This is a genomic window from Micromonospora sp. WMMD975 (genome assembly GCF_029581215.1).
Taxonomy (GTDB): Bacteria; Actinomycetota; Actinomycetes; order Mycobacteriales; family Micromonosporaceae; genus Micromonospora.
On record NZ_CP120739.1, the window covers coordinates 1225064 to 1240997 of the forward strand.

The window sequence follows — 15934 nt, forward strand, 5'->3', positions numbered from 1 at the left end:
CGCCGCGTACTAGCTCGATGTACGGGTGACGTGCGTAACCGGGGGGCTTTCATGCGCATTCTGATCACTGGCGGGGCCGGTTTCATCGGCGCCAACCTGGCCCGTGCCGCGTTGGTCGAGCCGGCCGTCAAGGAGGTGACCGTCCTCGACGACCTCTCGGTGGGGCTGCGGAGCAACCTCGACGGGTTGGACGTCGACCTCGTCGAGGGGTCGATCCTGGACCGGGCCGCCCTGGACGCCGCGATGGCGGGCCGCGAGGCGGTGGTCCACCTGGCCGCGCTGCCGAGCGTGCCCCGGTCGCTGCGCGACCCGCTGGCCTCCCATCACGCGAACGCCACCGGCACGCTGATGGTGCTGGAGGCGGCCCGCCGGCACGACGTCGCACACGTGGTCGTCGCCTCCTCCTCGTCGGTGTACGGCATGAACCCGGCGCTGCCCAAGACGGAGCTGACCTGGACCCGCCCGATGAGCCCCTACGCGGCCAGCAAGCTCGCCACCGAGGCGTACGCCCTGGCGCACCAGGCGTCGTTCGGGCTGCCCACACTGGCTTTCCGGTTCTTCAACGTCTACGGTCCCGGGCAGCGGCACGACCACGCCTACGCGGCCGTCGTCCCCCGGTTCACGTACGCCGCCCTGCGCGGCGAGCCGGTCGTGGTGCACGGCGACGGCACCCAGTCCCGCGACTTCACCTTCGTCGGCACGGTGTGCGAGGTCATTCTCGACGCGCTCCGCCGCCGGGTGCACCACCCGCACCCGGTCAACCTCGCCTTCGGGGCGCGGGCCAGTCTGCTCCGGGTGCTCGACGAGTTGGAGCACCTGTTCGGGCGGCCGATCAGCCGGGAGCACGCGCCGCCGCGCGCCGGTGACGTCCCGCACTCGCTCGCGGACAACACCACCCTGCGGCACCTGTTCCCGGACGTCACACCGGTCGCCCGGGCACAGGGGCTGCGGGCGACCGGCGAGTGGATGGCCGAGCGGCTGGGCGTCGCCCCCGCCACAGCCCGGTGACCCGGGCCGCGGGCCCGGCCGGGCCGGCGGAGGTGGCCGCGGGGACGGCGGTCGTCACCGCGCCGCCCACCGGCGTCACGGTCGCGTCCCCGGCCCCCGCGTCGGCCCCGCTGTCGGGCGCGAACCGGGACCGCACCGTCACGGTGGGCATCGCCACCGCCATGGTGGCGAAGGGGATCGGCCTGGCCGCGCCGCTCGTCATCACGCCTGCCTGTTTCCGGTATCTCGGTGACCAGCGGTACGGCCTGTGGATGGCGATCACCGCGCTCACCGGGATGGCCTGGTTCGCCGATCTGGGGCTGGGCAACGGGTTGCTCACCCGGCTCGGTCAGTTGGCCGACGACCCCCGGCAACAGGCCCGGGAGATCTCCGGCGCCTTCGCCACCCTCGGCGTGGTCGGGGTGCTGCTGCTGGCGGCGCTCGTGGTGGTCACCCCGGTGGTGCCGTGGGTGGACCTGTTCGCCGTCCACGACCCGGCCGTCGCCGGGCAGACCGCCACCCTGGTCCTGATCTGCTTCGGCGCGTTCGCGGTCAACATTCCCCTCTCGCTGATCCAGCGGATCCAGTACGCCCGCGGGCAGATGGTGCAGAGCAACATCTGGCAGTCGGCCGGAGCCCTGGCCGCCATGGCCGTCGTGCTCGTCGCCATCGCCGCCGACTGGGGGCCGCTCGTGGTCGTCGCCGGCGCGGTGCTGGCGGTGCCGGCGACCAACCTGCTCAACACGCTCACCTACTTCTGGTCCGCCGAGCCCGCCGGCCGGCCCGCGCCGCGACTCGTGCACCGGGACACCGTCGTCGGGCTGCTCCGGCTGGGCTTACAGTTCTTCGCGCTCACCACGATGTCGTCGATCGCGTTGAACGTGGACAACCCGCTCGTCGCGCACGTCATGGGGTTGTCGGTGGCGGCGCACTACGCGGTCGTGGGGAAGCTGTTCGGCGTCCTCTGGATCTTCGTCGGTCTGGTCGGCATGACGGTGTGGCCGGTCAACGGCGCCGCGCTGGCGCGGGGCGAGGTGGCCTGGGTACGCCGCAACACCCGGCGCATGGTGGCGCTCTACGGCGTGCTCGTGGGGGCGGCCGGGCTGCTGCTGGTCGGCTACGGCCACCGGCTGATCGAACTCTGGGTCGGCGCCGCCGACCGGTCGACGATCCGACTCCCGGTCCTCGCCGGGTTGGCGGGCTGGTCCCTGCTGGTCGCGGTCACCTCCCCGCTGATCATGGTGCAGAACAGCATCGGCCTGCTCCGGCCGCAGTTCGTCGGCTGGGCGTCGTTCCTGGTGCTGGCGACCGGGCTCAAGATCTGGGGACTGCGACAGTTCGGCCTGCCCGGCCTCCCCGGGGCGGCCTGCGTCGCGTACCTGCTCACCATGATGCCGGCGGCGCTCGTCGGCTACCGGCGTGCCCTCGCCCGGTGCGTGCCGTCGTGACCGGCCGGATCCGGGTGCTGCGGGTCGTCGGTGAGCTGAACTACGGCGGCACCGAGATGCGCACCGCCGAACTCCTGCCCCGGCTCGCCGCCGCCGGCGTCGAACTGCACCTGGTGACCCTCAGCGACACGGTCGGGCCGGGTCCCCTGGCCGGCCTGGTCGCCGGGCACGGCGGCACCGTCACCGCGATGCCCCTCGACGTGCGCTTCCCGGCCCGCCTCCTGCGTCTGCTCGGGCGCCTGCGCCCGGACGTGGTGCACGCCGACTGCGCCAACTTCTCCGGCGTGCCGCTCGCGCTCGGCGCGCTGCGCGGCGTGCCCGGACGGGTCGCGCACTTCCGGGGGGACGACAACAGACACCGCAACCTCCGCCGACGGGTCTACCGGTTGATCGGCGAACGGCTGCTGCGGATCGTCGCCACCGACATCCTCGGCGTCTCGCCCAGCTCGTTGACGTTCGGCTACCACCCGGGCTGGCGCGACGACCCACGCTGCCAGGTGGTGCTCAACGGACTCGACCTCGATCGGCTCCGCCGGCCCAGCCCCGACGACCTGCGGGCGCTGATCGGCGCGTCCGCGGCGGACCTGGTCTGCGTCACCGTCGGGCGGGCCTCGCCGGAGAAGCGCCGCTGGCTCCTGCCACCGATCCTGGCCGCGCTCCGGGACCGGGGCGTGTCGGCGCATGCCGTGTTCGTCGGGCCGGGCGACCGGGCGGACGACGAGCGCGTCCGGGCGGCGGCGGCTGCCGCCGGGGTCGGCGACCGGGTGCACCTGCTGGGCCCGCGCGAGGACGTGGGCGGGCTGTTGCGGCAGGCCGACGTCGTCGTCCACCCGTCCTGCCTGGAGGGGCTGCCCGGGGGAGTGCTGGAGCCCGTCGCGTTGGGCGTCGGCACGGTGGCCGCCGACCTGCCGGGCGTGCGCTTCATCGGTGCGCGGCTCCCCGGCGTGAGAATCGTCGCCGTCGACGCCGCGCCGCAGGTGTGGGCGCGGGCGGTGGGTGAGGCGGCGGCCCACAGCGCGTCGACCACCGTCGGGGTGGCGGCGGCGCGCTTCGCGGGCAGCGTCTTCGCCATCGACCGGGCCGCCGCCATCCACCTGGAGATCTACCGCCGGTGGGCGTCGGCCCGTCCGGGGTGGGGCCCGGCGCCACGAGAGAGCAGCCGGCCGCCGGTCGGCTCGGGACGGTGAGTGAGAGATGACCGATCAGACCACTGTCGTCGGCCGGGAGCCGGGCCGGGAGCCGCGGCCGGACGGCGGATCGACCGGGCGGCCCGATCGACCCCGTCCGCTGCTCGTCGGCGCGTACGCCTTCCCGCACGGGGACGCCACCTCCAACCGCCTCCTGCAACTCGCCCGGTCCGCCGCCGCCGCGGGCAGCCGCACGCTTGTCGTCAACGACTGGCCGTGCGAGGTCGCCTTCCCGGCCCGGCCACCCGGCGCGGCCGGCATCGACCTCGTGACCCTGCGAATCCGTGGTCGGCACCGGCTCGCCCGGATGTCGGCTCGGCTGGCCCGCCCGGTCCGGGTGCTGCGGGCCGTCCGCCGGCGGGGGATACGCCGTGGCGACGTGAGCGTGGTGCTGCTGCCGATGGCGTTGATGACCCTCGGCAACTGGACGGTGCTGCGCCTCGCGCTGCGCTGCCCGGTGGTGGTGGACGCCAGCGAGCGCCACGACCGGCGGCAGTTCCGGCGCGGCTGGCTCACCCCGTACTTCGTCCGGCACCGCTGGTCGACGTTCCTGGCCACCCGGCTCGTCTGTCGCGCCACGGCGGTCTCCACCACGCTTGCCGGTTACCTCGCGGCGCACGGGTTGGAAGTGCTCGTGGTGCCGCCGCAGGTGGACTGCGACGACTTCCTCGCCGCGCGACCGCCCGCGCTCTCCACCGGGCTGCGCCTGCTGTACGCCGGCACCCCCGGCCGCAAGGACATGCTGGACGTGATCGTGCGCGGGATCAGTCGGCTCACCCCGGACCAGCAGCGACGGGTCAGCCTCACCATCGCCGGGGTCACCCGGGAGGACGCCGACGCCCACTCGGATCTGGACGTCTCGGTGCTCGACGGGCTCCGCGCCGACGTACGGTTCCTCGGCCGGGTCCCCCGCGCCACCGTGCTGACGCTGCTCTCGGAGTCGCACTTCTCGATGCTGGTCCGCCCCACCGGCGGGTACGCCGCGAACGGCTTCCCATCCAAGGTGCCGGAGAGCCTCGCCGCCGGCTGTCCGGTGCTGCTGAACCACACCAGCGACCTGGCCGCCCACGTGCACGACGGCGTCGAGGGGCTGGTGCTCGCCGGCAACGGACCGGACGACGTGCGGGAGGCGATCGAGCGTGCGCTGCGGCTGCGCGACGAGGAGTGGGCGGCGATGAGCCGGGCCGCCCGGTCGAGGGCCCGTGAGTCGTTCGACCACCGGGCCTGGCGGGACCGGGTCAGCGCGTTCGTGGCGGCCGGCGGCCGGGGCTGAGCCGGACGATCACCAGATGGTGGGCGTTCCGACCGGGACGCCCACCGTTCGCTACCTCAGGGCAGCACCGGCGCCGGCAGGCGCGGCCCGGCGTCCACCGGGCCGTGGACCCGTCGCGGGTGCGCGGCCGAGGGGGACGGCGCGGCGCGGTCCACGTCGACCCGGTGGCCGGGCAGGTGCCGCAGCACACCGGCGGTCACCAGCCAGAACACGTACGGGTAGGTCTGCCCGGTGCCGAAGATGGCCGACTCGGTGATCTGGATCAGCAGGCCGGTGACGACGAGCCAGACCAGACCCGAATCGGCGCCGCGCACCGGTGCGCGCAGCGCGACCCGCCCGACGGCCAGCAGCAGCAGCGCCAGCGGCACCACGGCGGCGAGCCCCAACTCCAGCAGCAGTTGCAGATAGCTGTTGTGCACCACGCTCACCCCGGTCCCCAGGGACTCGTCGATGCTGGCGAGGGTGATCAGGTGGGTCCGGGACGCGTAGCCGAAGCCCAGGGCAGGGCGGTTCTGCCACCACAGGTCGATCGTCGCCTGCCACATCTCGGTGCGACCGTTGGACAGGTCGCCGCCGGTGGGGTCGGTGAAGCGCAGCTCCAACTGCCGCATCCAGGGGTTCGCGAAAAGGGCCGGCAGCAGGTCGACCAGGTAGGCCACCAGGAGCCCGGCGGCCAGCCCGGCGGTGAGCCGGACCACCCGGCTCAGCCCCTGACGCAGCACGACCCAGAGGGCGCCGACGAGCAGGGCGATCAGCCCGGTGCGGGACTGGGAGAGCAGCAGGCACACGGCGGCCGGCGCCATGCCGAGCAGTTCCACCCACCGCCGCGACCGCCGGTAGAACGTCCAGCCCAACGGGATGGTCAGGGCGCAGACGATGCTGAGCATGTTGGGGTTGTTGTAGAGGCCCTCGAACCGGGCGTACGACAGCGCGGCGACGAGCGTGCCGTCGGCGAGCCCGAGGCCGAGACTGAGCAGGGCGGACCCGCTGAGGACCAGGTAGACCACGCGCAGGTCGGCCAGCACCGTGGCCCGGCCCGACCACCGGAACTGGATCAGGACGTGCACCAGCGCGGCCAGCAGGAGCAGCGCGACACCGCGTTGGAGAGTCTCCAACGGCACCACCGACCAGGTGAAGCTCAGCGTGGCGAGACCGCCCATCGCCCAGAGCGCGCCGAGGAGCAGGCGGGTCCACGGGTCGATCCGGGTCACCGTCCGCCCCGGTGTGTGCAGTGCCCAGACGATCAGGGCGGCGACCGCCGCGTAACGGGGATAGAAGCTGGCCTCCGCCAGGGCCGGCAGCTTCGAGGAGGCGCCGACCAGGAGCGCCATGGTCAGGGCCAGCAGCCACCGCCAGCCCTCCATCCGCTGCGCGAACAGCGCGAGCAGCAGCAACGCCACCGCCCCGACCGCGACCAGCGGGATGTTGATGCTGGCGACGGTGGTGGCCACGACGACCACAACCGCCCCGACGATCAGGCACAGTTGACCCACTCGGTTCCCCACGTGATGTCCTTTGACTCCGGCAGGCCGGCCGTACCGGCGGTGGTCGTTTGTTCCGTCAGAGCGGCACGCCCGCCAGGCCCGGGCGGGCCCGGTCGAGCGCCCAGCGGGCCCGGGCGGCGTGCATCGCCGCGATCATGTCCGGCCAACTCGGCGGGCGGTAGCCGGTGGCCTGGGCGAGGGCGTCCGCGCGCATCGACCGGTCGCAGGCGAACTCGTCGTCCGGCACCAGTTCACCGGACCAGCCGTACGCCTCGGCGATCAGTCGGAGCAGCTCGTACTTCGAGATCGGCGCGGCGGCGACGTGGTACAGGCCGGTCAACTCCGCCCGGGGCAGCACCGTCGTGCGCAACAGCCGGGCGAACTCCACTGTCGTCACCCCGCTGTAGACGGCCCTGGTGAAGCCACGTACCTGACCTCGTTGGGAGAGGAACCAGTCCACCAGGGAACGGTTCGTGGTCAGCTCGTGCCCGACGATCGAGGTACGCAGGGTGAGCGCCGAGCCCGTCGTCGCCTCGCCCAGCAGCTTCGACCGACCGTAGAGGTCGGGCGGGTCGGGCAGGTCGTCCTCGAGGTGGTCGCCCCGGCGGCCGGAGAACACGCAGTCGGTGCTGACGTGCACGAGCCGGCTGCCGACCTGCGCGCAGGCGTCGGCAAGCAGGTGGGGGAAGAGGGCGTTGAGAGTGACCGTGAGCACCGCGTCCTGCACGTCCGGCCGCTGCTTGATGACGCCGACGCAGTTGACGACGACGTCCGGCCGCAGTTCTTCCACGAGGTGCCGGACGTGGTCGAACCGGGTCACGTCGACGGCCGGGACGATGCGGGCGAGCAGGTGCGGTGGGAAGAACCCGGCCCGGCCGTCGAGGTCGCGGGCCAGCCCGTGAACGTCGAGATCGGGATCGTCGCCGAGTTCGCGCAGCACGGCGTGGCCGAGCATGCCGGTGACGCCGACGACGAGAACCCGTCGGGCCGGGCGTCGGTCCCCCCGGCCGTCGGCCCGCGCGTCGCTGCGCCGCCGGGGCACCCGGTCGGTCCGGTCGACGTCGGCGGCCGTGCTCATGTCGTCTCCACGGCCACCGTGGCGGCCTGGACCTGCGCGCGTACCTCGGGCAGTGTCATCAACAACGTTTCGATCTCCGGTACGGACAGCCGGCGGGCGTTGTGCGAGTGGAAGTCGGCGAGACCGCCGTGCTCGACGTCGCCCTCCTCGAAGTAGAGGGAGTAGTTCAGGTCACGGCTGTCCACCGGCACCCGGAGGAACTCGCCGAGGTCCTCGGCGAACGCGAGTTCCTCGCGGCTCGCCAGGGTCTCGTAGAGCTTCTCCCCGTGCCGGATGCCCAGGACGTTGAACTTCGCCGGCACCCCGAACAGGTTGCACAGCGCCGTGGCCAGGTCGCCGATGGTGCAGGCGTCGGCCTTGCGGATGAAGACATCTCCCGGCTGGCCGAACGCGAACGCGTGTTCCACCAGTTCCACGGACTCGGGCAGCGACATCAGGAAACGGGTCATCGTCGGATCGGTGACCGTCGGCAGACCACCCCGGAGAATCTGGTCGATGAACAGTGGAATGACCGAGCCGCGCGAGTACATCACATTGCCGTAGCGCACACAGCAGACCCGGGTCCGGGCCGCCGGGTTGTTGCGGGAGTGCGCCTGCGCCACCTTTTCCATCAGCGCCTTGGTCATGCCCATCGCGTTGACCGGATAGACGGCCTTGTCGGTGCTCAGCAGAACAAGCGTCTCCACCCCGACCCGCTCGCAGACGTCCACCACGTTCGCGCTGCCGAGCACATTGGTGCGGACCGCCTCGAGCGGGAAGAACTCGCAGGAGGGCACCTGCTTGAGGGCCGCGGCGTGGAAGACGAACTCCATGCCCCGGGCGGCCTTGAGCACGCTGTCGTAGTCCCGGACGTCGCCGACGTAGTAGCGGACCCGGTCATTGCCGAGGCGGTGCCGCATCGCGTCCTGTTTCGACTCGTCACGACTGAGGACCCGCACCTCGGCGGCACCGGCGTCGAGCAGTCGGGAGACCATTGTCTGGCCAAACGACCCGGTGCCGCCGGTGATGAGAAAACGTCTGTCCGAAAGCGAGGAAAGCATATCTCCTCCTGCCTGTTTCCCGGCGGACCATCCTCGGGAATAGCGATCTCGTCAAAGGCGACCATACTGTCGCGATAACACGACGGGGCGCGCTTCCGGAAAAGGGAGGAACGCTCATTTCTCATGTTCACATTCCACGAGTTGCGCCGGCGAATGTGAAAGCGCGGAACGACCGCCGCAAAGGTGGTAGGTCTGTTCCATGTCCAAAGTTGCTGTCCATTCGGCGCAGCCGCGCGCCGGCTCCGGCCCGGCGGCCGGACGGGGAGCCGACCCGACGACCCGGCGATCGTACGACCGCTGGAAGCGGGTTCTCGACGTGCTCGGCGCACTCGTCGTCCTGACCGTCGGCGCGCCCCTGCTGGCCCTCGTCGCCCTGGTGGTGCTGGTGACGCACGGGCGGCCGGTGCTGTTCCGCCACACCCGGCCCGGCCGGCACGGCGAGTTGTTCGAGGTGGTGAAGTTCCGCACCATGCGTCACCCCGATCCGGCGCGGGGCCTGGTGACCGACGCCCAGCGCCTCACCCGGGTGGGACGCTGGCTGCGGGCGAGCAGCCTCGACGAGCTGCCGGAGTTCTGGAACGTGCTGCGCGGCGAGATGAGCGTGGTGGGCCCCCGTCCGCATCTGGTGCGGTACCTCGACCTCTACAACGCCGAGCAGGCCCGCCGGCACGAGGTGCGGCCGGGCATCACCGGGCTCGCCCAGGTGCGTGGCCGCAACGAGTTGAGCTGGGAGGCGAAGTTCCGCTACGACGTGGAATACGTCGACCGGCGGTCCTTCCGGCTGGACCTGAGGATCCTCCTGGACACCGTCCGGGTGGTGCTCAGCCGGCAGGGGATCTCCGCTCCCGGCGCGGCGACGTGGCACGAGTTCACCGGCAACGACGAGCCGCCCGAGCCGTCGCCGGCCGGCGGCCGGGGCGCCGCGTGCCGTCGATGAAGCGGGTGCTGCTGCTGGGCGGCGGCGGTTTCCTGGGCCGCCACATCGGCGCCGCGCTGGCCGCGCACACCGCCCTGCGGTCACCCAGCCGCGCGCAGTGCGACCTGGTCCGGACGGAGTTGTCCGAGGTGACCGCGCTGATCGACCGGGAACGACCGGACGTGGTGGTGAGCGCGGCGGGCCGGATCGTCGGTTCCGGCTACGACTTCGTGCGCGCGCACGTCGTCACGACCGCGAAACTGATCGAGGCGATGGCGCTCGCCGCACCCGGGGCACGGCTGATCCGGATCGGCTCGGCGGCCGAGTACGGCGTCGTGCCGCACGGCCTCGCCGTCGGGGAGGACCACCCGGGCGCGCCCGTGAGCGAGTACGGGCTCAGCCACCTGGCCGCGACCCGCCTGGCGGAGTTGGCGGGCGACGCCGGCCGCCTCGACACGATCGTGTTGCGGGTCTTCAACCCGGTCGGACCGGGAATGCCGGCGGGCAACATGCTGTCCCGGGTGACCGCGATGGTCGGCGCGGCCGTCGCCGGCGGGGCCTGTGACGTCGCCCTCGGTCTGCACGACACGTACCGGGATCTCGTCGACGTGCGGGACGTGGCGGCGGCGGTGCTGGCCGCGACGCGGTGCGCGCCGGGCGCGGAGCGGGTGGTCAACGTGGGCAGCGGGCGCGCGGTGGCGACCCGGGACGTCGTCCGGCTGCTCGCCGACGTGGCCGGTTTCCGCGGCGAGATCCGGCACGGCACCTTCCCGCCCGACGCCACCCGCTCGGCCGCGGTGCCCTGGATGTGCGCCGACATCGACCGCGCCCGCCGGGTGCTCGGCTGGGCCCCGGCACACGACCTGAGCGAATCGCTGCGGACTCTGTGGCGGGCCGACGGCGCGCGGTCCGCCCGCCCGGTGGCCGGCGTGGCGGCGGGGTGAGGGCGATGCGGATCGGCCTGCTCACCCAGTGGTTCGACCCGGAACCGGGCCCGGCGGCCCTGCCCGGGATGCTGGCCCGGGCCCTCGCCGACCGGGGGCACGACGTCCAGGTGCTCACCGGCTTCCCGAACTACCCGACCGGCCGGCTGGCGCCCGGCTACCGGCTGGCCCGCCGCCTCGACGAGACCGACGGCCCGGTCCGGATCTGCCGGGTGGCCCTCTATCCCAGCCACGACCGTTCCGCGCCGCGTCGGGTGGCGAACTACGGGTCCTTCGCCGCCTCCGCGCTCGTCTCCGGCACCGCGGCGCTGCGGGGGCTGGACGCCCTCTGGGTCGGCAACTCACCGATAAGCGTCGCCCTGCCGATGTGGTTCACCAGGTACGTGCACCGGGTCCCGGTGCTGCTGCACGTGCTGGACCTGTGGCCGGACAGCGTGCTGGCGAGCGGCTTCCTCGGCACGGGGCGGATGTCGCGGACGGTCGAGCGGGGGATGGCCGCCTGGTGCGGCGCGATGTACCGCAGCGCGGCCCGGGTCGCGCACGCCTCACCCAGGGCCGCGGACCTGCTCGCCGACCGGGGGGTGCCCGCGGAGAAGCTCGTGCACATCCCGGTGTGGGCGGACGAGAGGCTGGACGTGCGCGCCGCCGACCTGCGTGCCGAACTCGGTCTCCGGGCGGACCAGGTGGTGCTCGTGTACGCCGGCGCGCTGGGCGAGGCGCAGGGGCTCGACTCGCTTGTCGACGCCTGTGCCCGCACCGGTGATCCCCGGTTGGTCTGTCTGATCGCCGGCTCCGGCACCACCGAGGAGCGGCTGCGCCGTCGGGCCGGGGCGGTGGGAGCGACGAACGTCCGGTTCCTCGGGCAGGTGCCCCGGGACCGGATGCCCGCGCTGATGGCCACCGGAGACGTGCACTACGTCAGCCTGCGCCGGGGCGGCATGTCCGCGTACACGATGCCGAGCAAGGTGCAGGCGACCCTGGCGGCCGGACGTGCGCTGCTTGTCGCTGCGGAGGGGGACGCCGCCGCCGTGGCGCGGGACAGCGGCGCGGGGATCACCGCCCGTCCCGGCGACCCGGACTCGATCGCGGACGCCCTGCGGGAGGTCTGCGACCTGGGCCGGGAGAAGCTGGAACTGCTCGGTCGGGCCGGCCGGGAGCACTACGACCGGGTCTTCTCCGTCGCCGCCGGCACCGACCGGGTCGAGCGCACCCTGTACGAGATGGTGGACGGTGGCCGGGTCAGGGCCAGTCGTCACCGGCGCTGAGCCGGCGGCGCAGCAGCGCCTCCAGCGGTAGCGACTCGCCGTCGCGGCCACCGCGGCCGATCACCAGCGGCGGCGGGGACGGCTCGGGCGTGGCGCCGAACAACAGCGCGCGCAGACTGGCCGGCACGGTCAGCAGGTGGAACCGCCCCGCCACGTCGACCGCCCGGTGCCGGGCCCGGTCGACGTACCACCCGCGCAGCCCGGTCCGGTACCGGTGCCGTCCGTCGTGGGACACGGCGACGAGACGGGTGGTGGCGAGACCTCGCTGTCGTGCCTCGGCGACGAACGCGGCGACCAGCTTCGCCGCCTCCGCCTGTTCCGCCGCACGCCGCCGCTCGTCGGCGGCGGCGTGCGCCCGCACCGCGTGCCGTCGCGTCTCACGCCAGTCCGCGCCGTCGTTCGTGACCATCACCCGACCGTACGCCGGCCCCGCCGTCGCCGCCGTTGCGGGACATCCGGCCGGATCAGAGCAGGCCGGCCCGCCGAAGGGCGTCGGCCATCGCGCTGTCGGCGGGCGGCCTTCCGCCGTCGCGCCCCTGGCGTCCCTGCCCGCCCTGACCTCGACCGCCCTGACCCCGACCGCCCTGGCCCTGCCCGCCTTGACCGCCGCGACCCTGGCCGGTCCGGCCCCGGTCGCCGCGGTGCTGTCGGTCGGCGTCGGCCCGGCCGCCGCGCCCGGCTCCGGGCTCCGCCTCGTCGTCCAGGCGCAGGGTCAACGAGATCCGCTTGCGCGGCACGTCCACGTCGAGCACCCGCACCTTCACCACGTCACCGGACTTCACCACGTCGCGCGGGTCCTTGACGAACGTGTACGACATCGCCGAGACGTGCACCAGCCCGTCCTGGTGCACGCCGACGTCGACGAACGCGCCGAACGCGGCCACGTTGGTGACCACACCCTCCAGCACCATCCCGGGGGTGAGGTCGCTGATCTTCTCGACGCCCTCGACGAACGTCGCGGTGCGGAACTCCGGGCGCGGGTCCCGGCCGGGCTTCTCCAGCTCGGCGAGGATGTCGGTGACCGTGGGCAGGCCGAACGTGTCGTCGACGAAGTCGGTGGCCCGCAACCCGCGCAGGATGGCCGACCGGCCGATCAGCGCGCGCAGGTCCTGCCCGGTGCTGGCGAGGATGCGGCGCACCACCGGGTACGCCTCGGGGTGCACGCTCGACGAATCGAGCGGGTCGTCGCCGCCGGGGATGCGCAGGAAGCCGGCGCACTGCTCGAACGCCTTCGGCCCGAGCCGCGCCACCTTCTTCAGCTCGCCGCGGGTGCGGAACGGCCCGTGGGCGTCCCGGTGCAGCACGATGTTCTCCGCCAGGCCGGCGCCGATGCCGGAGACCCGGGTCAGCAGGGGAGCGGAGGCGGTGTTGACGTCGACGCCGACCGCGTTGACGCAGTCCTCGACCACGGCGTCGAGGGAGCGGGACAGCTTCACCTCGGACAGGTCGTGCTGGTACTGCCCGACGCCGATCGAGCGCGGGTCGATCTTCACCAGCTCGGCGAGGGGGTCCTGGAGGCGACGGGCGATCGAGACCGCGCCGCGCAGCGACACGTCAAGCGTGGGCAGCTCCTGCGAGGCGTACGCGGAGGCCGAGTAGACCGACGCGCCGGCCTCGGAGACCATCACCTTGGTCAGCTTCAGCTCGGGATGCCGCGTGATCAGCTCACCGGCGAGCTTGTCGGTCTCCCGGCTGGCGGTGCCGTTGCCGATCGCGACCAGCTCGACGCCGTGCGCCGCGGCCAGCGTGGCGAGCGTGTGCAGGGACGCGTCCCACTGCCGGCGCGGCTCGTGCGGGTAGATCGTATCGGTGGCGACCACCTTGCCGGTGGCGTCCACCACCGCCACCTTCACCCCGGTCCGCAGGCCCGGGTCGAGACCCATGGTGGCGCGGCTGCCGGCCGGGGCGGCGAGCAGCAGGTCGCGCAGGTTGGTGGCGAAGACCCGGACGGCCTCCTCCTCGGCCGCCTGCCACAGCCGCATCCGCAGGTCCGCGCCGAGGTGGATGAGGATCCGGGTACGCCAGGCCCAGCGCACCGTGTCGGCCAGCCACCGGTCGGCGGGCCGCCCCCGGTCGGTGATGCCGAACCGGCCGGCCACGGTGGCCTCGTACCGGCTGGGCCCGGTGGCCGCGTCGGCGTCGTCGTCGGACTCCGGGGCCATGGTCAGCTCCAGCACGCCTTCCTTCTCGCCCCGGAACATGGCGAGGATCCGGTGCGAGGGGAGCTTCGGGTACGGCTCGGCGAAGTCGAAGTAGTCGGCGAACTTCGCGCCGGCGGACTCCTGGCCCTCGCGTACCCGGGAGACCAGCCGGCCCCGCGACCACATCTGCTCGCGCAACGTGCCGATCAGGTCGGCGTCCTCGGCGAAGCGCTCGATCAGGATGGCCCGGGCCCCGTCCAGCGCGGCGGTCGCGTCGGCCACCCCCCGGTCCGCGTCGACGAAACCGGCCGCGAGCGTCTTCGGGTCCTGGGCCGGGTCGGCGAGCAGCGTGTCGGCGAGCGGCTCCAGCCCGGCCTCGCGGGCGATCTGCGCCCGGGTCCGCCGCTTCGGCTTGTAGGGCAGGTAGATGTCCTCCAGCCGGGACTTCGAGTCCGCGGCGAGGATCTGCGCCTCCAACGCCTCGTCGAGCTTGCCCTGGCCGCGGATCGACTCCAGCACCGCGGCCCGGCGCTCGTCCAGCTCGCGCAGGTAGCGCAGCCGCTCCTCGAGCGTGCGCAGTTGCGCGTCGTCGAGCAGGCCGGTGGCCTCCTTGCGGTAGCGGGCGATGAACGGCACGGTGGCGCCGCCGTCGAGCAGCTCGACGGCCGCCCGCACCTGGCGCTCGGCGACGCCGAGTTCCTCGGCGATCCGCTGGTGCACAGACTGAGTCACGATCCTGATCCGCCTTCTCGGGTGGGTTCGTCGTGCATTCTGCCCGCTCGGGTCGGACGCCGCGCACCGCGGCGGTCCCGCCGCCGACCGATATCCCGGAAACGGACTTCTGGGCGCAGAAAGCCCTCTAGCCTCCAACCAGGTTTTTTCCTACGTATCGGGAGTCCGGGTGAACGCTGAGAAGGTAGTCGTCATCGGCCAGGGATACGTCGGCCTTCCGCTGGCCGTGCGGGCCGTCGAGGCCGGGTTCGAGGTGGTCGGCCTGGATGTCGACGCCGACCGGATCAAGCGGCTCGCCTCCGGCGAGTCGTTCGTCGAGGACATCCCCACCGACCGCCTCGGCCGCGCGCTCAGCAGTGGTCGCTACCGCCCGACCACGGAGTACGCCGACGCCGAGGGCTTCGACGTCTGTGTGATCACGGTGCCGACCCCGCTCCGGGACGGCACCCCGGACCTGAGCTACGTGGAGCAGGCCGGCATCCACATCGGCCCGTACGTGCGACCGGGTGCCACGGTGGTGCTGGAGTCGACGACGTACCCGGGCACGACCGAGGAACTGCTCCGTCCGCTCCTGGAGACGGCCAGCGGGTTGCGCGCCCCGGGCGACTTCCACCTCGGCTACAGCCCCGAACGCATCGACCCCGGCAACCCGACCTGGCGGCTGGAGAACACGCCGAAGGTGGTCTCCGGCATGGACGCCGACGCGCTGGAGCGGGTGGACGGGTTCTACCGCCGGATCGTGGCCCGGACCGTGCCGGTGTCCTCCACCCGCGTCGCGGAGCTGACCAAGCTGATCGAGAACACGTTCCGCCAGGTGAACCTGGGGCTGATCAACGAACTCACCATGCTCTCCCACGGCCTGGGCATCGACGTCTGGCAGGCGATCGACGCGGCCGAGACGAAGCCGTTCGGGTTCATGCCGTTCCGGCCCGGCCCCGGCGTCGGAGGTCACTGCCTGCCGATCGACCCCTGCTATCTGTCCTGGCAGGTCAAGCGGCGGCTGGGCCGGCAGTTCCGGTTCATCGAGCTGGCGAACGACGTCAACCACGAGATGCCCGAACACGTCACGCGACGGGTCATGGCCGGGCTCAACCGGAGCGGTCGCGCGGTCAGCGGGGCCCGGCTGCTGCTGCTCGGCCTCGCGTACAAGAAGAACACCGGCGACATGCGCGACTCGCCCGCCGCGGACGTCGCCCGGCGGCTGTGCGCCCTGGGCGCGGACGTCCGGGCCGCCGAGCCGTACGCGGAGGAGCACCAGATCCCGGCCGGCGTGCTCGTCGTGCCGCTGACCGAACGGGAGGTCGACGCCGCCGACGCGGTGGTCGTCACGACCGACCACGACGTCTTCGACTACGACATGGTGTCCCGCCGGGCCCGCTACGTCTTCGACGCCCGCAACCGGTGCGCCGGACCGGCCGTCGAGCGTCTCTAGGAGCACC

General features: G+C 73.0%; 13 protein-coding genes. 8 read left to right on the forward strand and 5 right to left on the reverse strand.

Going from position 1 to position 15934, the window contains the following annotated elements:
• The first annotated feature begins 51 nt into the window (after positions 1-51).
• The 4 genes from O7613_RS05405 to O7613_RS05420 are packed head-to-tail and all read left to right on the forward strand — an operon-like array spanning position 52 to position 4895.
• Complete coding sequence (locus tag O7613_RS05405) at positions 52-1008, forward strand: NAD-dependent epimerase/dehydratase family protein (protein ID WP_282292512.1); 957 nt, start codon at positions 52-54, stop codon at positions 1006-1008.
• Positions 1005-2435: an oligosaccharide flippase family protein gene (locus O7613_RS05410; protein ID WP_282292514.1), complete on the forward strand. Its 1431-nt coding sequence runs from the start codon at positions 1005-1007 to the stop codon at positions 2433-2435. Before O7613_RS05405 ends, O7613_RS05410 begins: the two co-directional genes overlap by 4 nt.
• A complete protein-coding gene (locus O7613_RS05415; RefSeq protein ID WP_282292517.1) occupies positions 2420-3622 on the forward strand; it encodes a glycosyltransferase family 4 protein in 1203 nt (400 codons plus the stop codon). The genes O7613_RS05410 and O7613_RS05415 overlap by 16 nt, the downstream gene beginning before the upstream one ends.
• Before the next feature lie 7 nt (positions 3623-3629).
• Complete coding sequence (locus O7613_RS05420) at positions 3630-4895, forward strand: glycosyltransferase (protein WP_282292518.1); 1266 nt, start codon at positions 3630-3632, stop codon at positions 4893-4895.
• 56 nt (positions 4896-4951) lie between these two features.
• Here O7613_RS05420 and O7613_RS05425 read toward each other — a convergent pair whose 3' ends face one another.
• From O7613_RS05425 to O7613_RS05435, 3 genes are read right to left on the reverse strand one after another with little or no spacing between them, the layout of a single operon-like run.
• Positions 4952-6400, reverse strand: coding sequence for an O-antigen ligase family protein (locus O7613_RS05425; RefSeq protein WP_282292519.1), 1449 nt, complete (start codon positions 6398-6400; stop codon positions 4952-4954).
• A 55-nt stretch (positions 6401-6455) separates the two neighbouring features.
• Positions 6456-7457, reverse strand: a complete 1002-nt coding sequence (locus O7613_RS05430) for an SDR family oxidoreductase (RefSeq protein ID WP_282292520.1) — start codon at positions 7455-7457, stop codon at positions 6456-6458.
• Positions 7454-8497 (reverse strand): polysaccharide biosynthesis protein, encoded by a 1044-nt coding sequence (locus O7613_RS05435; protein ID WP_282292521.1) that lies wholly within the window; start codon positions 8495-8497, stop codon positions 7454-7456. Before O7613_RS05435 ends, O7613_RS05430 begins: the two co-directional genes overlap by 4 nt.
• Before the next feature lie 199 nt (positions 8498-8696).
• Between O7613_RS05435 and O7613_RS05440 the strand changes: the two genes are divergently transcribed.
• The 3 genes from O7613_RS05440 to O7613_RS05450 are packed head-to-tail and all read left to right on the forward strand — an operon-like array spanning position 8697 to position 11622.
• Positions 8697-9434, forward strand: coding sequence for a sugar transferase (locus O7613_RS05440; RefSeq protein WP_282292522.1), 738 nt, complete (start codon positions 8697-8699; stop codon positions 9432-9434).
• Entirely contained in the window at positions 9431-10357 is a 927-nt protein-coding gene (locus O7613_RS05445) for an NAD-dependent epimerase/dehydratase family protein (RefSeq protein ID WP_282292523.1), read from the forward strand. Before O7613_RS05440 ends, O7613_RS05445 begins: the two co-directional genes overlap by 4 nt.
• A 5-nt stretch (positions 10358-10362) precedes the next feature.
• Positions 10363-11622, forward strand: a complete 1260-nt coding sequence (locus tag O7613_RS05450) for a glycosyltransferase family 4 protein (RefSeq protein WP_282292531.1) — start codon at positions 10363-10365, stop codon at positions 11620-11622.
• Here O7613_RS05450 and O7613_RS05455 read toward each other — a convergent pair.
• A complete protein-coding gene (locus O7613_RS05455) occupies positions 11597-12031 on the reverse strand; it encodes a hypothetical protein (protein WP_282292534.1) in 435 nt (144 codons plus the stop codon). The genes O7613_RS05450 and O7613_RS05455 overlap by 26 nt on opposite strands.
• Positions 12032-12086: 55 nt before the next feature.
• A complete protein-coding gene (locus tag O7613_RS05460; RefSeq protein WP_282292536.1) occupies positions 12087-14495 on the reverse strand; it encodes a Tex family protein in 2409 nt (802 codons plus the stop codon).
• Between the two features lie 109 nt (positions 14496-14604).
• On the opposite strand from O7613_RS05460, the gene O7613_RS05465 reads away from it, so the two are divergent.
• Complete coding sequence (locus O7613_RS05465) at positions 14605-15927, forward strand: nucleotide sugar dehydrogenase (protein WP_348775412.1); 1323 nt, start codon at positions 14605-14607, stop codon at positions 15925-15927.
• Positions 15928-15934 lie beyond the last annotated feature (7 nt).